The 15,341-nt window shown below is 69.7% G+C and carries 14 protein-coding genes; 6 read left to right on the top strand and 8 right to left on the bottom strand.

Annotated elements, in window-relative coordinates:
* Nucleotides 1-79 precede the first annotated feature (79 nt).
* Nucleotides 80-1,537, bottom strand: a complete 1,458-nt coding sequence (locus tag H0B54_RS04790) for a cryptochrome/photolyase family protein (protein WP_188259429.1) — start codon at nucleotides 1,535-1,537, stop codon at nucleotides 80-82.
* 269 nt (nucleotides 1,538-1,806) lie between these two features.
* Between H0B54_RS04790 and H0B54_RS04785 the strand changes: the two genes are divergently transcribed.
* Nucleotides 1,807-2,295: a fasciclin domain-containing protein gene (locus H0B54_RS04785; protein ID WP_188259428.1), complete on the top strand. Its 489-nt coding sequence runs from the start codon at nucleotides 1,807-1,809 to the stop codon at nucleotides 2,293-2,295.
* A 101-nt stretch (nucleotides 2,296-2,396) separates the two neighbouring features.
* On the opposite strand, the gene pdeM is transcribed toward H0B54_RS04785, so the two are convergent.
* The 6 genes from pdeM to H0B54_RS04755 form a co-directional block, all read right to left on the bottom strand.
* Nucleotides 2,397-3,080 carry a ligase-associated DNA damage response endonuclease PdeM gene (gene pdeM, locus H0B54_RS04780; RefSeq protein ID WP_188259427.1) on the bottom strand — a complete coding sequence of 228 codons (684 nt, stop codon included), beginning with the start codon at nucleotides 3,078-3,080 and terminating at the stop codon, nucleotides 2,397-2,399.
* Between the two features lie 5 nt (nucleotides 3,081-3,085).
* The gene (locus H0B54_RS04775) at nucleotides 3,086-5,566 is read right to left on the bottom strand and encodes a ligase-associated DNA damage response DEXH box helicase (RefSeq protein WP_188259426.1); all 2,481 of its coding nucleotides are present in this window, start codon (nucleotides 5,564-5,566) and stop codon (nucleotides 3,086-3,088) included.
* Nucleotides 5,567-6,025: 459 nt separating this feature from the next.
* On the bottom strand, nucleotides 6,026-6,865 hold the full coding sequence (locus tag H0B54_RS04770; RefSeq protein WP_188259425.1) for a class I SAM-dependent methyltransferase: 840 nt from the start codon (nucleotides 6,863-6,865) through the stop codon (nucleotides 6,026-6,028).
* 2 nt (nucleotides 6,866-6,867) lie between these two features.
* Nucleotides 6,868-7,194, bottom strand: a complete 327-nt coding sequence (locus tag H0B54_RS04765) for a hypothetical protein (RefSeq protein ID WP_188259424.1) — start codon at nucleotides 7,192-7,194, stop codon at nucleotides 6,868-6,870.
* A 170-nt stretch (nucleotides 7,195-7,364) separates the two neighbouring features.
* Complete coding sequence (locus H0B54_RS04760) at nucleotides 7,365-7,694, bottom strand: hypothetical protein (protein WP_236778094.1); 330 nt, start codon at nucleotides 7,692-7,694, stop codon at nucleotides 7,365-7,367.
* 156 nt (nucleotides 7,695-7,850) lie between these two features.
* A complete protein-coding gene (locus tag H0B54_RS04755) occupies nucleotides 7,851-8,816 on the bottom strand; it encodes an alpha/beta fold hydrolase (protein WP_188259423.1) in 966 nt (321 codons plus the stop codon).
* A gap of 280 nt (nucleotides 8,817-9,096) precedes the next feature.
* Here H0B54_RS04755 and H0B54_RS04750 point away from each other — a divergent pair, with 280 nt between their 5' ends.
* Together H0B54_RS04750 and H0B54_RS04745 are read left to right on the top strand one after the other, a co-directional pair.
* Entirely contained in the window at nucleotides 9,097-9,627 is a 531-nt protein-coding gene (locus H0B54_RS04750; RefSeq protein WP_188259422.1) for a MarR family winged helix-turn-helix transcriptional regulator, read from the top strand.
* A 31-nt stretch (nucleotides 9,628-9,658) separates the two neighbouring features.
* Nucleotides 9,659-10,828 carry a DUF2336 domain-containing protein gene (locus tag H0B54_RS04745; RefSeq protein WP_188259421.1) on the top strand — a complete coding sequence of 390 codons (1,170 nt, stop codon included), beginning with the start codon at nucleotides 9,659-9,661 and terminating at the stop codon, nucleotides 10,826-10,828.
* A 1-nt stretch (nucleotide 10,829) separates the two neighbouring features.
* On the opposite strand, the gene H0B54_RS04740 is transcribed toward H0B54_RS04745, so the two are convergent.
* Nucleotides 10,830-12,296, bottom strand: coding sequence for a mechanosensitive ion channel family protein (locus H0B54_RS04740; RefSeq protein ID WP_246472323.1), 1,467 nt, complete (start codon nucleotides 12,294-12,296; stop codon nucleotides 10,830-10,832).
* Nucleotides 12,297-12,541: 245 nt separating this feature from the next.
* Between H0B54_RS04740 and H0B54_RS04735 the strand changes: the two genes are divergently transcribed.
* The 3 genes from H0B54_RS04735 to H0B54_RS04725 are packed head-to-tail and all read left to right on the top strand — an operon-like array spanning nucleotide 12,542 to nucleotide 15,222.
* Nucleotides 12,542-12,991: a DUF4399 domain-containing protein gene (locus H0B54_RS04735; protein ID WP_188259484.1), complete on the top strand. Its 450-nt coding sequence runs from the start codon at nucleotides 12,542-12,544 to the stop codon at nucleotides 12,989-12,991.
* Between the two features lie 24 nt (nucleotides 12,992-13,015).
* Nucleotides 13,016-13,594, top strand: a complete 579-nt coding sequence (locus H0B54_RS04730; RefSeq protein ID WP_246472322.1) for a DUF4399 domain-containing protein — start codon at nucleotides 13,016-13,018, stop codon at nucleotides 13,592-13,594.
* 32 nt (nucleotides 13,595-13,626) lie between these two features.
* Nucleotides 13,627-15,222 carry a DUF4384 domain-containing protein gene (locus tag H0B54_RS04725; RefSeq protein ID WP_246472321.1) on the top strand — a complete coding sequence of 532 codons (1,596 nt, stop codon included), beginning with the start codon at nucleotides 13,627-13,629 and terminating at the stop codon, nucleotides 15,220-15,222.
* Nucleotides 15,223-15,341 lie beyond the last annotated feature (119 nt).

Below are 15,341 nucleotides of genomic sequence, written 5' to 3'. Positions count from 1 at the left end.
GGCGGCCTGTGACGGTTTCTTTGCACTCCCGTGAAGGCGGAATGAAAACGCACGGTCGGATTTCACGACCCCGCAACGATCAATCGCCGGCTTTCTTGATCTCCTGGAAGGCGGCCAGCGCGCGGTCGCGGGCGGCGCCGTGATCGACGATCGGCCGCGGGTAGTCCTTGCCGAGCGTGACCCCCGCCTGCCGCAGCACCTCGTCCGGGGCCTCCCAGGGCCTGTGGATCCAGCGGCTGGGCAGCTTTTCCAGTTCCGGCACGTAGCGCCGGACATAGGCGCCCTCCGGGTCGAACTTCTCGCCCTGGAGGATCGGGTTGAAGACGCGGAAGAAGGGGGCCGCGTCGGCGCCGCAGCCGGCCACCCATTGCCAGTTGCCGGCGTTGTTGGCGATGTCGGCGTCGACCAGCGTGTCCCAGAACCACGCCTCGCCCTCCTGCCAAGGGATCAGCAGGTCCTTGATGAGGAAGGAGCCGACGATCATGCGCACGCGGTTGTGCATCCAGCCGGTCCGCCAGAGCTGCCGCATCCCCGCGTCCACGATGGGGTAGCCGGTCCGCCCGCGCTGCCACGCGCGCAAGCCCGCCTTGTCGGTCCGCCAGGGAAAGCGGGCGAAGCGGTCGTCCAGCGGCGTGTCCGGAATCCCCGGCTCCTCGCGCAGCAGATGGTGGTTGAACTCCCGCCAGCCGAGTTCCCGCAGGAAGGCCTCGGCGCCGGCGGCCAGTTCATGCCGCTGGTCGGCGGCGTGACGGGTGGCGTGCCAGATCTGCCGCGGGCCGATCTCTCCGAAGGCGAGGTGCGGTGACATCGCGGAGGTTCCGTCATGATCCGGGCGGTCGCGCTCCACCGGATAGGCGGCGACCGGACCATCCAGGAAATCGGCCAGCCGCTCCCGCGCCGCCTCCTCCCCGGGCTCCCAGCGTTCGCGCAGGCCATCGGCCCAGTCCGGAGCGGTGGGCAGCAGGCCCCAATCCGTCAGCGGCTCGCTGGACACCGGCTTGGCCGGCGGCGTCAGCTTGGCCGGCGCGCGGGTGGGGCGCGGCGGCTCCGGCATGGACAGCAGCGCCTTCCAGAAGGGCGTGAACACCCGGAAGGGCGTGTCCGACTTGGTGCGGATGGTCCCCGGCTCGTAGAGCAGGGCGGCGTTGTGGGGATGAACCGTCACACCGCGCGCGGTCAGCCGCTCGCCCACGCGGCGGTCGCGGGCGATGGCGGGGGGGCCGGCGCGGCGGTTGCACAGCACGGTGTCGGCGCCGGTTTCCTCCGCCAGCGCCGCCAGCACCACGGCGGGGTCGCCGCTGCGCAGCACCAGAGGCGAGCCGAGCTTCGCCAGCGCCTCGCCCAGCCGCTCCAGGCTGCCGTGCAGCCACCAGCGGGAGGCGCCGCCGGGAAGCCAGGGATCGTGGTCGTCCTTCTCCCGGATAAAGACCGGGATAACCGGCGCCCCATCCTCCGCCGCGGCGCTGAGCGCCGGGTTGTCGGCAAGGCGAAGATCGTTGCGGAACCAGACGAGGATGGGTGAATGATCGGTCTTCATCGGCCAACTTTAAGGAAATGGGCAGAAGAACAGGCATGCCAAAACGCCGCAGCCAATGACCACGGTCAATGGCTCTTGCTACGCGGCGCCGATTGCTCCGGATCACCGCGACGGGAAAAATTTTTCCTGAGGAAATCCTATTGACCGAGGATTTTGCGCCGCTATTTCCGCCTTCGCTGCCACGACGTGGAGCCGGAGGCACGGCGGCCGACGGCACCGGTTCCACGGACGGGGGAGGAACGAGACGCCATCCAAATGGAGGAAATGACATGTCCCGCCTGTCGCGGCTGCTGACCGCCGCCACCCTCGCCCTGCCGCTCTCCTTCGCCACCGTCGCCGCGAAGGCGGCGGACATCGTGGACACCGCCGTCGCGGCGGGCCAGTTCAAGACGCTGGTCCAGGCCGTCCAGGCCGCCGGGCTCGCGGACACGCTGAAGGGCAGCGGTCCCTTCACCGTCTTCGCTCCGACCGACGAGGCCTTCGCCAAGCTTCCCGCCGGCACGGTCGATAATCTTCTGAAACCGGAGAACCGCGAGAAGCTCCGCTCCGTACTCACCTATCATGTGGTGTCGGGCAAGGTGACCTCGGCCGATATCGCCGGCAAGACGGCATCGCCGAAAACCGTGCAGGGCACCACCGTGGACATCGATGCGTCGAAGGGCGGCGTGATGGTGGACAACGCGAAGGTCGTGAAGCCCGACATCATGGCGTCCAACGGCGTCATCCACGTGATCGACACGGTCATGATGCCGAACTGACGTTCTGTCTTTTCATCGAGGTCCCTCCTGCCGGACGTTTCACCGCCGGTTCCGGCAGGACCACTCGCCCGGAGAGTTTCCCCGACTCTCCGGGCGCTTCTTTATGCCTTGTCCGGAGAGAGGCGGCTGCGCGGGAAGCGGTGGACCTTGCCGCGGGCCAGCAGATGCACCTCGAACCGCGCCGCCAGCAGGCCGGACACCGCCGGGTCCAGCACGTTCAGCCCGCCCGCGAAGGCGCCGAAGGCCGGCAGGATCAGCTTTCCCCCGTCGAAGGCGAAGCAGCGCTCCCGCACCCGCCGGCCCGGCACCAGGACGGCGGCCACCGGGTGCAGATGCCCCGACAATTCGCCCACGGCGCCGGGCACCGCCTCGTGCCGGAAGGTCAGCGGGCCGAGCGCCAGCTCGTCCAGGATGCGCCCGCCAAACCCCTCCGGCGGTTCCGGATCGTGGTTGCCGGTAACCCACAGCCAGTCCGCCACGCGCCCGGTCAGATCGCGCAGCCGCGCCACGTCCCCCGCCTCCATGCGGCTCGCCGCCCGGCGGTCGTGGAAGCTGTCGCCCAGGCAGATCACCCGCTCCGGGGCCAGCCGCTCCACCAGATCCGCCAGCCGGCCGAGCGTCGCCCGCGTGTCGTAGGGCGGCAGCATCCGCCCGCGCGCCGCGAAGGCGGAGCCCTTCTCCAGATGCAGGTCGGCGACCACCAGCGTCCGCTCCGCCGGCCAGACCAGCGCGCCGGAGGGATCGGGGGCCAGAGCCGCGCCCCGCAGGGTCATCGTCGTGTCCATGTCCCTCACAACGTCAGCCGGCCCTGTGCATCACGGGGCTCATCACGGGGCGAATCCAGCTCCGGCATCGCCTCGGCCACCAGATCAGCGGCAGCCTGTTCCAGAAGCTCGTCGGTGGCGGAGCCGTCCACCCGTTCCCGCCCGATCTCCAGGATGACCGGCACGGCGAGAGGGGAGATTCGGTCGAGGTCCTTGTGGGTGATGCGCCCCTTCACCCGAACCAGGAAATCCGACAGGCGCCGCACGTCGGTCAGCCCGCCCGCCGCGTCGGCGCGGGTGGCGCGCAGAAGGACATGGCCGGGGTCGTGCTTGCGCAGCACGTCGTAGATCAGGTCGGAGGAGAAGGTGACCTGCCGCCCCGACTTCTCCTGTCCGGGGTGGCGGCGGTCGATGACCCCGGTGATCAGCGCGACGTTGCGGAAGGTCCGCCGCAGCATCGAGGACTCGTCCATCCAGGCTTCCAGATCGTCGCCCAGCATGTCCTGGTCGAACAGCCCGTCCATATCCTTGGGCGTTCGCAGCGACCAGACGGCCAGCACATAGTCGGTGGCGACGAAGCCGAGCGGGCCGCAGCCCATCCGCTCCATCCGCCGGGTCAGCAGCATCCCCAGGGTCTGGTGCGCGTTCCGCCCCTCGAAGGCGTAGACGACGAGGAAACGCTTGCCCGCCTTGGGGAAGCTCTCCACCAACAGCCCGTCGCGCGCCGGCAGGACGGAGCGCCAGCGCTGCAGCCGCAGCCATTCCTGCACGTCCTCCGGCAGGCCGGGCCACTGCACCGGATCGGCCAGCATGGCGCGCACCCGGTCGGCCAGGGCGGTGGTCAGCGGCAACCGCCCGCCGGCGTAGGCCGGGACCTTCGGCTCCCCGGTGCCGCCCTTGGCGACCTGCGCCTCCATCTCGCGGATGCCGAGGAACTTCAGAAGCTGCCCGGCGAAGACGAAGGTGTCGCCGGGGGTGAGGCCCTGGATGAAATGCTCCTCCACCTCGCCCAGCACCGGGCCGCGGCTCAGGCGCACGCGCAGCATGGCCTCCTGCGTGATGGTGCCGACGTTCATGCGGTACTGCCGCGCCACCGCCGGCCCGGCCACCGCCATGCGCCCGTCTTCGCGCAGCGTCAGCCGGTGGAAGCGCTCGTAATTGCCGAGCGCGTAGCCGCCGGTCGCCACGAAGTCCAGCACATCGTCGAACTCGTCCCGCGCCAGCCCGGCGTAGGGGGCGGCGCAGACCACCTCGTCGTACAGGTCGTCGGGCCGGAACGGCTCCGCGCAGGCCATGCCAAGCATGTGCTGGGCCAGCACGTCCAGCCCGCCGGGGCGGGGCCGCTCGCCGTCCAGGCTCATGGCCGCCACGGCGTCGAGCGCGGCGCGGCATTCCAGCACCTCGAACCGGTTGGCGGGGACGAGCAGGGCGCGGCTCGGCTCGTCCAGCCGGTGGTTGGCGCGGCCGATGCGCTGGACCAGCCGGCTCGCCCCCTTCGGCGCGCCGATCTGCACCACCAGATCGACCGCCGCCCAGTCGATGCCGAGGTCGAGCGAGGAGGTCGCCACCACCGCCCGCAGCTTGCCCGCCGCCATGGCGGCCTCGACCTTGCGCCGCTGCTCCGCCGCCAGCGAGCCGTGATGGAGCGCGATGGGCAGGGTGTCGTCGTTGAGGCGCCAGAGTTCCTGGAAGACCAGCTCCGCCTGGGCGCGGGTGTTGACGAAGACCAGCGTGGTGCGGTGGGCGCGGATGCGCTGGTACACCTCCTTCAGCGCGTGCATGGCCATGCGGCCGGACCAGGGCAGCCGCTCGCGCGTCGTCAGGATCTCCACCTCGGCGGAGGCGCCGGCCCGGCCGGTGACCAGCCGCACGTCGCCGCCATCCGCGTGCCCGGTTTTGGACAGCCAGGCGAGCAGTCGCGCCGGCTCCGCCACCGTGGCCGACAGCCCGACCCGCCGGGCCAGCGGCGCCAGCCGGGCGAGCCGCGCCAGCCCCAAGGCCAGCAGATCGCCGCGCTTGGTTCCAGCGAGCGCGTGCAACTCATCCACGATGACGCAGCGCAGGTGCCGGAAGATCGTCGCCGCGTCGGCGTAGGCGATCATCAGCGCCAGACTTTCCGGCGTCGTCATCAGGATCTGCGGCGGGTTGGCCCGCTGCCGCCGCCGCTTGGATTCGGGCGTGTCGCCGGTGCGGGTCTCGGTGCGGATGGGCAGCCGCATCTCGGCGACGGGCTCTTCCAGATTGCGCTGGATGTCCACCGCGAGCGCCTTCAGCGGCGAGATGTAGAGCGTGTGCAGCCCCTCCCGCGGGCGTTCCGCCAGATCGATCAGCGAGGGCAGGAAGCCGGCCAGCGTCTTGCCGCCGCCGGTCGGCGCGATCAGCAGGGCGCTACCCCCGGTGACCGCCGCCTCGACCATGGCGAGCTGGTGCGGATGCGGCGCCCAGCCCCGCGACCGGAACCAGCCCTGGACGTTGGCGGGGAGAAGGGGGAAGGAGAGGTCGGGCATGAAGGACCGGGTGATTCGCTGAGACCGGAAAGAATAGTGTTGTGAATCGAACGGAGCAAGAACGGCAGTGCTTTTGCGTCCCGTTGACGGCTTTCGGGGCTGTGGTATTTTGTGAGGCAAGGAGGTGATGCGCCTTCGGTGCCCTGGAGGCGAGACCGGTTACCCGGCCCCGCCCCGTGGCTTCTTAGGTATCGTGGTCCTGGTTGAAGCCGGCTTCGAACTCGAACTTCATCCGGAACCAGAAGCGTTGGAACCACTTCAGGTACCTTTTCAAGCGCATCACCTCCTCTCGGATGCCGGACGGGTAGGGCCCGTCGGCACGCAACATCCAAAGGAATGCGTGGGCGCGGTCAACCGGGGATGTGGCTCGGTGGGATGGCTGCGGCACTTGGGCGCGTTGCTGGGGTGGGGAGGCCTTGCCCCCTCCCTGACCCTCCCCCGCTAACGCAGGGGAGGGAATTAAGCGCCGGTCACGATGCGGACGTGGATGGGAAGGGGAATCGTGCTGCCTTGCGCCTGCGCGTCGAAGCGGCGGGTCACCTCGGCATCCAGGTCGGCGCGCTGCCCGGCGGTGAGGTCGTGCAGGCGGTGGCCGAAGCTCATCTCCAACGTGGCGCGCCAGAAGGGCTGGCCCTGGGGGGCCTTGCGGACCGGGGTGATGTCGGTCTCGCTCACCGTGGCGAATCCGGCGGCGCGCATGGCCTCCGCCAGAAGGCCGGGGGCGGCGAAGCGGAACAGCGGGTCCAGGCTGCGGTCCTCGCCCATCCGGGCGGCGACGGCCTCGCCCACCGTGTCGAACAGGGCGTTGCCGGCGCGCGGCCCCCAGACCATGAAGGCCGCCCGCCCGCCGGGGCGCAGCACGCGCCGCAACTCCGCCAGGGCCGCCGCCACGTCGGGGACGAACATGATGCCGAAGCGGCAGGTCACCCGGTCGAAGCTTCCCGCGACGAAGGGCAGGGCGGTCATGTCGGCGGCGGTGAAGGCCGGGCGCAGTTCGTCGGCGATCCCCGCGGCGCGGCGCCGGGCGCCGGCCATCATGCCGGGCACGAGGTCGCTGCCCACCACCAGCCCGTCCGCCCCAGCGCGCAACGCGGCGCTCAGCGCCGGTTCGCCGGCGCCGGAGGCGAGGTCCAGCACCCGGTCGCCCGCCGTCACCCCGGCGGCGTCGAGCAGGGGCTGGTTCAGCTTGTCGGCCAGATCGGCCATCGGGTCGGCCCAGCGATCCCAGGCGTCGGCGCTGGCGGTCCAGCGAGCGCGCTCGGCGTCGCCGTCGATGGGGCAGGTGGACAAGTCGGGCATGGTCAGTGAAGGAGCCTTGCAATGCCGGTGATGCGGGGGGCGGAGTCCGCGTCGCGCAGCCGCTCGTTCAGCGCCGCGACCTCCTCCGCCAGCTTGCGGTTCGCCTCGGTCAAGACTTGGATGCGCCCCTCGGCGTCCTGCTGCTGGGTGTTCAGGGCTGCGACGTTTTCCGCCAGCTTGCGGATCTGCTGGGACTGGCGGGTGCCGCCCTCGTTGACGCTGCGGCGGATCGAGCCGACGGCGGCCAGGACGATGACGCTGACCGTCGCACCCGTCAGAAGGGCGGCGATGGCCAGAGCCCAGATCCAATCCCCCGTTGGCAGTTCCATGGCCGAAGCCGCCCCTGCGTTGCGTCCGGACCACCGGCAGCGACCCTCCGGCGAACCAATGGTTTCAGCATCCGACGAATTGCCGGGCGGGTCAAGCCGGGCACCGGAACGGCAAAAGGCCCAGCCGTTGCCGGCCGGGCCTTTCGTGAAACCGGGGTTGCGCTCCGCGGTCAGGCGACGGTGTCGTCGACCGGGCGGGTGGCCTTGGCGCGCATGTCCTTCAGGTGATCGCCGAAGGCCCGCAGGACCGGCATGATCCGCTGCATCTGGTCCGACGTGACGTGGGCGTCGGTCTTCAGGACGATGGTCGGCGCCTCCGACATCAGGCGCTTGGAGCGCATCGGGCCCACCTTGTCGTCCATGAACATGGACAGCCCCATCAGAATGCCGAGCGTCACGTCATCGGGCGCCTTGGGCAGAGCCAGCACGTCGTGCAGCTCGTTGAGGAGGGTGTAGGCGACGATGGACGTGCGTTCGATGGTGTCAACGTCGGCGGCCATGGACATCGGCGTAATCCTTGAGGCGCTGAAAGTGTGCGATATGGCCGAAGGTTAGCGCTTGGATCGTAACCAAACTGTTAACCATCCCTCACCCGAGTCGCCACGAGTCGCTTTTTTCGAGTCGCAATCCCCGGTCGCCGAATCAGAAGAGTCGACTCATGCCTCCGCGTGAATCGACTCGGTGGTTATGGCCCGCTCCACCCGCTCGATGGCGGCCATCACCGCGTCCGGACGGGCGTGCTGCGGCATGTGCCCGGTTTCCGCCAGCAGATGCAGCGTCGATCCGGCCACCGCGTTGTGCAGGCGCACGGCGTGGGCGTGGGGGTCGACGATGCGGTCCTCCCGCCCCGCCACGACGGATGTCGGGCAGCGGATCTCGGAATAGCGGGGGGCCATCGCCGCCACGCCTGGGATCAGCGCGGCGAGTTGGGCGGCGGCGGCCTCCAACTGCGTCGGGCGCAGCAGAAGGTCGGGAGGCAACTCGTCATAGCTGGGCGGCACCGGGTTCGGCTCGAAGATGCGGCGCATCAGCGCCGGCAGGATCAACCGGTCCAGCGGCGGCAGGACGGTGTGGCTGAGCAGCGGCCCGGCCGCCGGAATGGCCGGTCCCATCATGGGGAGGAAATCGAGCCGCGGGGTCGGGTGGGTGAAGGCCGACAGGATGACCAGACCGCCGATCTCCTCCGGGAAATCCAGCGCCCAGGCGAGCGCCACCGCCCCGGCCAGCGAATGGCCGACGACGATGGGACGCTCCAATCCCAGCTTACGGGTGGCGGCGCGCAGCAGCGCGGCTTGGGCGGCGGGACCGGCGTCGCGTCGCGGCGTCGCCTCGCTGTAGCCATGGCCGGGCCGGTCGAAGCAGACGCAGCGCCGGTGTCGGGCCGCCTCGTCCAGAAGGCTCAGCGCCCAGTCGTCGGCGGTGGTGCCGTTGCCGTGCAGGAACACCACGGGGGGCGCCGTGCCGTCCTTCGGCCCATGGTCGAGATAATGCAGGCGGGTGCCGCCGACGCTCATGAAATGCCCGGTCGGCGGGTGCTGCTGCTCCGCCCGGTTGGTGCGGCGGCGGGTGTCCAGCCACAGGCCGGCCAGCAGACCGGCCGCGAGCGCCAAACCACTGCGCATCAGCGGACCCTCCGGCGGCGCGCTCGCGGCGTGTCGGGACAGCGTGTGGAATGGCGCATGATCGGGCTCCTCCGGGTTGCAGCGACTGGGGTGCAACAGAAGGCGGATGGGGCGGTTCCGGCACGCGGGGCCGCGCAGGGCCGCCATGTCTCAACATTGTTTCCACAAATTAAACTAAAATCTTATCATTCTTGGGGCAGAAGGACGGGTGAACCGTCCACCGTTCGGAATTGGATTGACGCCATACCATGAAGGTTCTTTTCAAAGCGGGAGTATCGCGATGAGCGCCACCGCCAAGCAGCAGCCGACCCCAGCCGTGCCGGACAGCGCCGCTCCGGCGAGTGCGTCCCTGCCCGCCGTCTACACCGATCTTGGCCGAATCATCGAGAGCATGACCCGGCGCTTCCTGGACGTGCTGCGGATGGAGCTTGCGCGCATCGGGATCGACGACCTCAGCCCCGGCCAGGCCCTGATGCTGATCAACATCGGCGGCGAGGAACTGTCGGTGCGCGACCTGCTGGAGCGCGGCTACTATCTCGGCTCCAACGCCTCCTACAACCTGAAGCATCTGGTGGAAGCGGGCTATGTCGACCGCTCCGCCTCGCAGCGCGACCGGCGCACGGCGCGGCTTCGCCTGTCGGAGCGCGGCCTGAAGCTGTGCGAGGCGCTGCGCGGGCTGGAGGCGGTGCGGGGCGAGGCGCTGATCCGCAGCGACGAGGAAGCCGCCGATCTGGAGACGACGTACCGCACGTTGCGCCGTTTGGAGCGGGCGTGGAGCGATCTGATCCGCTACGATACGCCGGAGTATTGATCCCGAGCGTCCGTTCCGGAAGACCCAGCGCATGTCAAAGCGGTCCCTCAGCCAGAAGGATGTCGAACGCCTGCTGGCGGCGCCCGACGCCCAGGCGCGCATCGACACCATGACCCATCTGGTGCGCGACCTGGAAGCGGGGGACCTCGCCGAGGCGGAGCGGGCGCTGGCCATGGACATCCTGCAACGCTTCGCCGCCGACGCGGTGACCGCCGTGCGCGAGGCGGTGGCGTGGCAGATCCACAACTCCACCCTGCTGACGGAGGGGCTCGCGGAGAAGCTGGCCCGCGACGTCGACCGGGTGGCCTTTCCCATCCTGCGCCACGCGGAGAAGCTGAGCGAAGGGTTGCTCCTGGACATCCTGCGCGAACGGCGCCCGGCGAAGGAGCTTGCCATCGCCGGGCGCCGCTCCGTTTCGCCCGCGGTGTCCGACGCGCTGGTGCGCAACGGCAACGTCATCGTCATCACCGAGCTTCTGCGCAACCGGGGCGCCGTCATCCCGGAGCCGTCCCTGCACAGCGTGCTGGACCGCTGGGGTGGCGTCGCCACGGTGAACGAGGCGATGGCGGCGCGGCCCGACCTGTCGGCGGCGGTGGTGGAGAAGCTGATCCTCTTCGTGTCGGAGGAAATCCGCAACCGGCTGATCCGCACCCACCGCCTCAACCCCCGCCTGATCGGCATCCTGGTGGAGCGGGCGCGGGAGGCGGTGACCCTGCTCCTGCTCAAGCCGCTGACCCCGCGGGAGGCGGACGTGGAGCTTCTTGCCCGGCATCTGCTGATCCGCGGGAGGCTGTCGGCGCCGCTGCTCTTCCGCGCGCTGTGCGCCGGGGAGATCGCGCTGTTCGACGCCGGCATGGCGGTGCGCGCAAACCTGCCGCCGGAGAACGCCCGTCAACTCGCCTGGGACGGCGGGCCGCACGCGCTGAAGGGGCTGTTCGCCAAGGCGGGTTTGTCCTTCACCCTGCTGAAGCCCTTCCGCGTCGCCATCGCGGTGGCGAAGGCGCTGGACTACCGTGGCGGCGACGAGGGCCGCGAGCGCTTCCAGACGGAGGCCATCGCCACCCTGTTCGACGCCTGCGGCAACAGCCAGGACCGGGAGATCGACGACCTGCTGCTGCAACTATTCGACCAGACCTCGGCGGAGGTGATCGAAAAGGCGCTGGAGCAGGCGGGGATGCCCTTCTCTCCACTGAGCAACTGAGTCACAAACTGAAGAACGTCTTCAGCCGGGCCAGCAGGTCATGCTCGGTCGTCGTCTGGATCACGGCGGCGGGGGCGCTGGCGCGGCGGTGGGCGTCGTTGCGGCGCTGGCGCAGGCCCATCAGGTCGGCCAGCCGGGCGGCCAGTTCCGGACGGCGGCGCAGAACGGGGTCGAGCGCCTCCTTGTCCAACTCGTAGACCACGGCGTCGGTGTTGGCGATCACCGACGCGCTGCGCGGCTGGCCGGTCAGCAGCGACATCTCCCCGAACACGTCGCCCGGCCCCATGTGGTCGAGCAGAAGCGTCCGCCCCCCGAAGGCCCCGCGCACGTCCAGCGCGCCCTCGGCCACCAGGAAGAGGGAGGTCCCGGTTTCGTCCTGGCGGACCACGGCCTCCCCGGCGGCGACATGGCGCAGGTGCATGCCGGAGGCCAGTTCGTCGATCTCCTCAGGGTGGAAGGCGGCGAACAGGTCCACATGGGACAGCAGGTCCCGCCCCAGCCCCAGCGCCGAACAGGGCGGCGGGCGGTTGCTGCGGCGGCGCATCTCCTGCTTGGGGCTGGCCGGCTCCAGCCCGGCGCGGGCCAGATGCTCCAGGATGGTGGTCGCCACGGCGTCGCGGGTCGCGGCCAGCCGGGAATAATCCGCCACCCAGAATCGCGCCTGATAGGTGACGCCGTTCAGCGTGATCGATTCCACCACCACGTCGGGCCGCGGCTCGGTGGGAACGGCGTCGCAGCAGACGATGGCCGACAGGATGATCCGCTTGGCGCGGGCCACCGGCACCTCAGCGTCGAGAGTCACCGGCACGCCGGCGCGAAAGCCGCTGCCGGGCTGGCTGTAGTTGGTGATGCGGTTGCCCGCGGCCAGCCCGTTTGGCACCACCAGCGCCGTGCCGTCCAACGTGATCAGCCGGGTGGCCCGCCAGTTGATCTCGTCCACCCGCCCGGTCACGCCGGGGGTCAGCTCGACCCAGTCGCCGATGCGGTAGGGATGCTCGACGTTCAGCGCGATGCCGGAAAAGATGTCGGCGATCATGTTGCGCAGCGCGAAGCCCAGAACCGCGATCACCACGCCGGAGGTGGCGACCAGCCCGGTCACCGGCTGCCCCAGCACGAAGGCCAGGATGCCCAGCACCGCCAGCCCGTAGAGCAGCGCGCGCAGCAGGTCGGTCAGCAGGCGCGGCATCGGCGTGGCGCGGGCATTGCGCGCCACCACGAGGTCAATGACCCGCGACCCCAGCCACGCTGCCCCCAGCCACGCCACCGCGGCGAGCAGCGAGGCCAGCGCGTCCGCCACCATGGCGCCCGCGATAGGGGTGATGTGGCCGGACAGCCATGGCCGGTGCCCCGCCGCTCCGGCGGCTGCGAGAGTCAGCAGAGCCGGGGCCAGCAGGTGGCGGAAGCCGAGGCGCGGCGGCGCGCCGGTGGGGCCGACGGGAAGCGGGGCGAGGCGGGATGAATCGGGCATGCGGGACCGGCAACCTCCTGCCCCGTGACCTTCGCACCGGGAGCGCAACCGTCAAGCCCAAAATAGGAATAGGCGGCGAGGCCGCGCTCTTCGCGCAAAGTGGGGTGGTCGGGGATCGCCTTCGCCCCTTAATATTCGGAGGGTGGGGAGAGAAAGGATGAGGTCCGAAAAACCGCGAACATTGCTCGTCCACCAAGCATAAGATTGAAATTCCCAAAGAGAAGAGCCAGAAGAGCGAGGTGTCCATGCCTCATGCCGCCATGATCGTGGCGGCCGCGCTGCTCCTGTTGCCGGGCGCGGCGTCGGCCCAAAGTGCAAACGCTCAAAGTTCAAACGGGCGGGAGAAGGCGCCGGAAGGGGCGCGTGCCTACATCATGTGGCCGTCGAACGGCACCACCATTTCCGGCGGAAAGCTGTGGGTCCGCATGGGCTTGCAGAACATGGGCATCGCTCCCGCGGGCATCCGCAAGGAGAACACCGGCCACCATCACCTGCTTGTGGACACCGACCTCGCCACCTACGACGAACCCATCCCGAACACCAAGCAGTCGCTGCATTTCGGCGGCGGTCAGACGGAGGTGCGGTTGGAACTGCCGCCGGGCCGGCACACGCTCCAGATGGTCCTGGGCGACGCGGACCATGTGCCGCACGACCCGCCGATCATGTCGCAGAAGATCACCATCATCGTCCCTTAACGAGAGCGTGACAGGGAGGAAGTCATGATGCGCACCGCCGCCGTCCCGGTCCTTCTGGCCGTCCTGCTCGCCGCCGGGCCGGTGGCCGCGCAGTCGTCGCCGGAAGCCGACGCGTTGGACAAGCCGCTGTCCGACACCACCAACACGCCTCAGCCCGCCAGCCCCGGGCACGAGCATGAAAGCACGCCCTCCACCCCGGACGCGGCGAAGTCCGGACGGACGGCGGCGCCGAAGGACGCCTATCTCTACATCGGTTGGCCCAACGACGGCGAAGTGGTGAGGGGCCGCTTCAAGGTGTGGTTCGGGCTGCGGAACTTCGGCGTCGCCCCGGCGGGCGTGCGCCGGGACAACACCGGCCACCATCACCTGCTGGTGGACACCGACCTGCCGCCGATGGACGAGCCGCTCCCCAACAACCGCAACTACATCCATTTCGGCAAGGGCCAGACGGAAACCTATCTGGAGCTGCCGCCGGGCCGGCACACGCTGCAGCTTCTGATGGGCGATGCGGAGCACATCCCGCACGAGCCGCCGATCCTGTCCAAGAAGATCACCATCACCGTGCGTCCCGGCGGCGACAGCACGCGCGTGTCGGCCCGCTGAACCAGTCCGCTGAACGTTCAGGGAGTGAGGCCATGGGATTTCAGGCCATGGGATTCGACACCATGGGATGTCTCCGGCGCACCGGTGTCGCGCGAGTGGCGGTCGCCGCATCGCTCCTGTTCCTGGGGGCCTGCGTCACTTCGGGCGAACAGGCGACCCTGGTCCAGAAGCCGAAGACCCCGCCCGTGCGCACCGTGTCCAACTTCAGCGAGGCGCTGCGCTGCATGGACACGCTGATGTGGAACCATGGCAAGCGCGACATCTTCATCACATCCAACGGCATCCCCGATGCGACGGGACGGGTGGCAGGCGGCACCAAGGAGATGCTCATCACCGCCGTGTCGCGCATGTCCGAGCGGTCGAACGCCTTCCGCTTCGTCGATTTCGAGCCGACGCTGGACGACGTGAACGCGCTCTACTGGATGATCGGGGTGCAGCCGAACTTCCGCGCCCCGTCCTACTATGTCCGCGGCGCCATTACCCAACTCGACGACAACGTGGTGAGCGAGGCGGCCAGCGCCGGCATCTCTCTGCCGACCTTCGACCTGGGCATCTCCGCCGATCAGGTGATGTCGGTGATCTCGGTGGACCTGAACATCGGGGAACTGGCGACGCGCCAGATCATCCCCGGCCTGTCGGCCAGCAATTCGCTCGCCATCATCTCGTCGGGCAAGGGGGCGGACGCCGGGGCAGTGATCGGCAAGGCCGGCCTCTCCTTCAACGTTTCGCTCAACAAGTCCGAGGGGCTTCATCAGGCGGTGCGCACGCTGATCGAACTCAGCACGATCGAGGTGCTGGGCAAGATGACCCGCACCCCCTACTGGCAGTGCCTGGGCATCGACCAGACCAACCCGGCCTTCGCCGGGCAGGCGCGCGACTGGTTCGACGGTATGGCGCCGTCGCAGCGCGTCGCCTACGTCCAGCGCGTCCTGCTGGCCGAGGGCTATTACGACGGGCCGGACAGCGGCCAGCTCGACGAGCGCACCCGCGACGCGATTTCCCGCTATCAGGCCGACAATGACCTGATCGCCACCGGTCGCGTGGATTTCGACCTCTATCAGCGCATGCTCGCCCAGCCCAGCGGTCAGAAGGGGCCGGGGGCGCCGCGTGTGCAATCGGTGTCGAACGCGGGCGGAGAGGGGCTGCCGCGCGCCACGCCGACGCCCGCCGGGGCGCCGCCCGATCTGGTCCTCAGCTCCGACCGCGGGCCGCAGCCGCGCTACCGCGCCGGAGAGGCGCTGGTGGTCAAGGTGCAGCCGACCGCCAACGGCTTCGTCTATTGCTACTACCAGGACGCCGCCGGGTCGGTGGCCCGCATCTTCCCCAACCGCTTCCAACCCGACAGCTTCGTCCAGGCCAACCAGCAGGTGGAGGTCCCGCCGGGAGCGCAGAAGCCCTTCAACCTGCGCATGGACCGTCCCGGCGCCTCCGAGACCATCGCCTGCGTCGTCTCGCCGGACGAGATCGGGACCCGCATCGCCGACCGCTACAAGACCGAGGACCTTCAGCCCATCCCCGGCGCGACGCTGGCGGACGTGGTGGGCGCCTACAGCAGCATCCAGGGCACCAGCGTGCGCAGCCGGCAGATGGCCGTGCAGGTTCTGCCCGCCGTGGCGGCTCAACGATAGGATCGGCTCAACGATGGGAGTTGTGGGCCGGCTCACAGCGCGGGGGCGGGGGACGGGGTAAAGAAGGGGGCAACAGAACACCACGCCGAATCATCGCGCCGAATCATGGGAGACCACCG

Origin of the sequence: Azospirillum tabaci (assembly GCF_014596085.1) — a bacterium.
Classification (GTDB): domain Bacteria; phylum Pseudomonadota; class Alphaproteobacteria; order Azospirillales; family Azospirillaceae; genus Azospirillum; species Azospirillum tabaci.
Note: the sequence above shows the minus strand (reverse complement) of the source record. Positions and strands in the feature narration are given on the sequence as shown.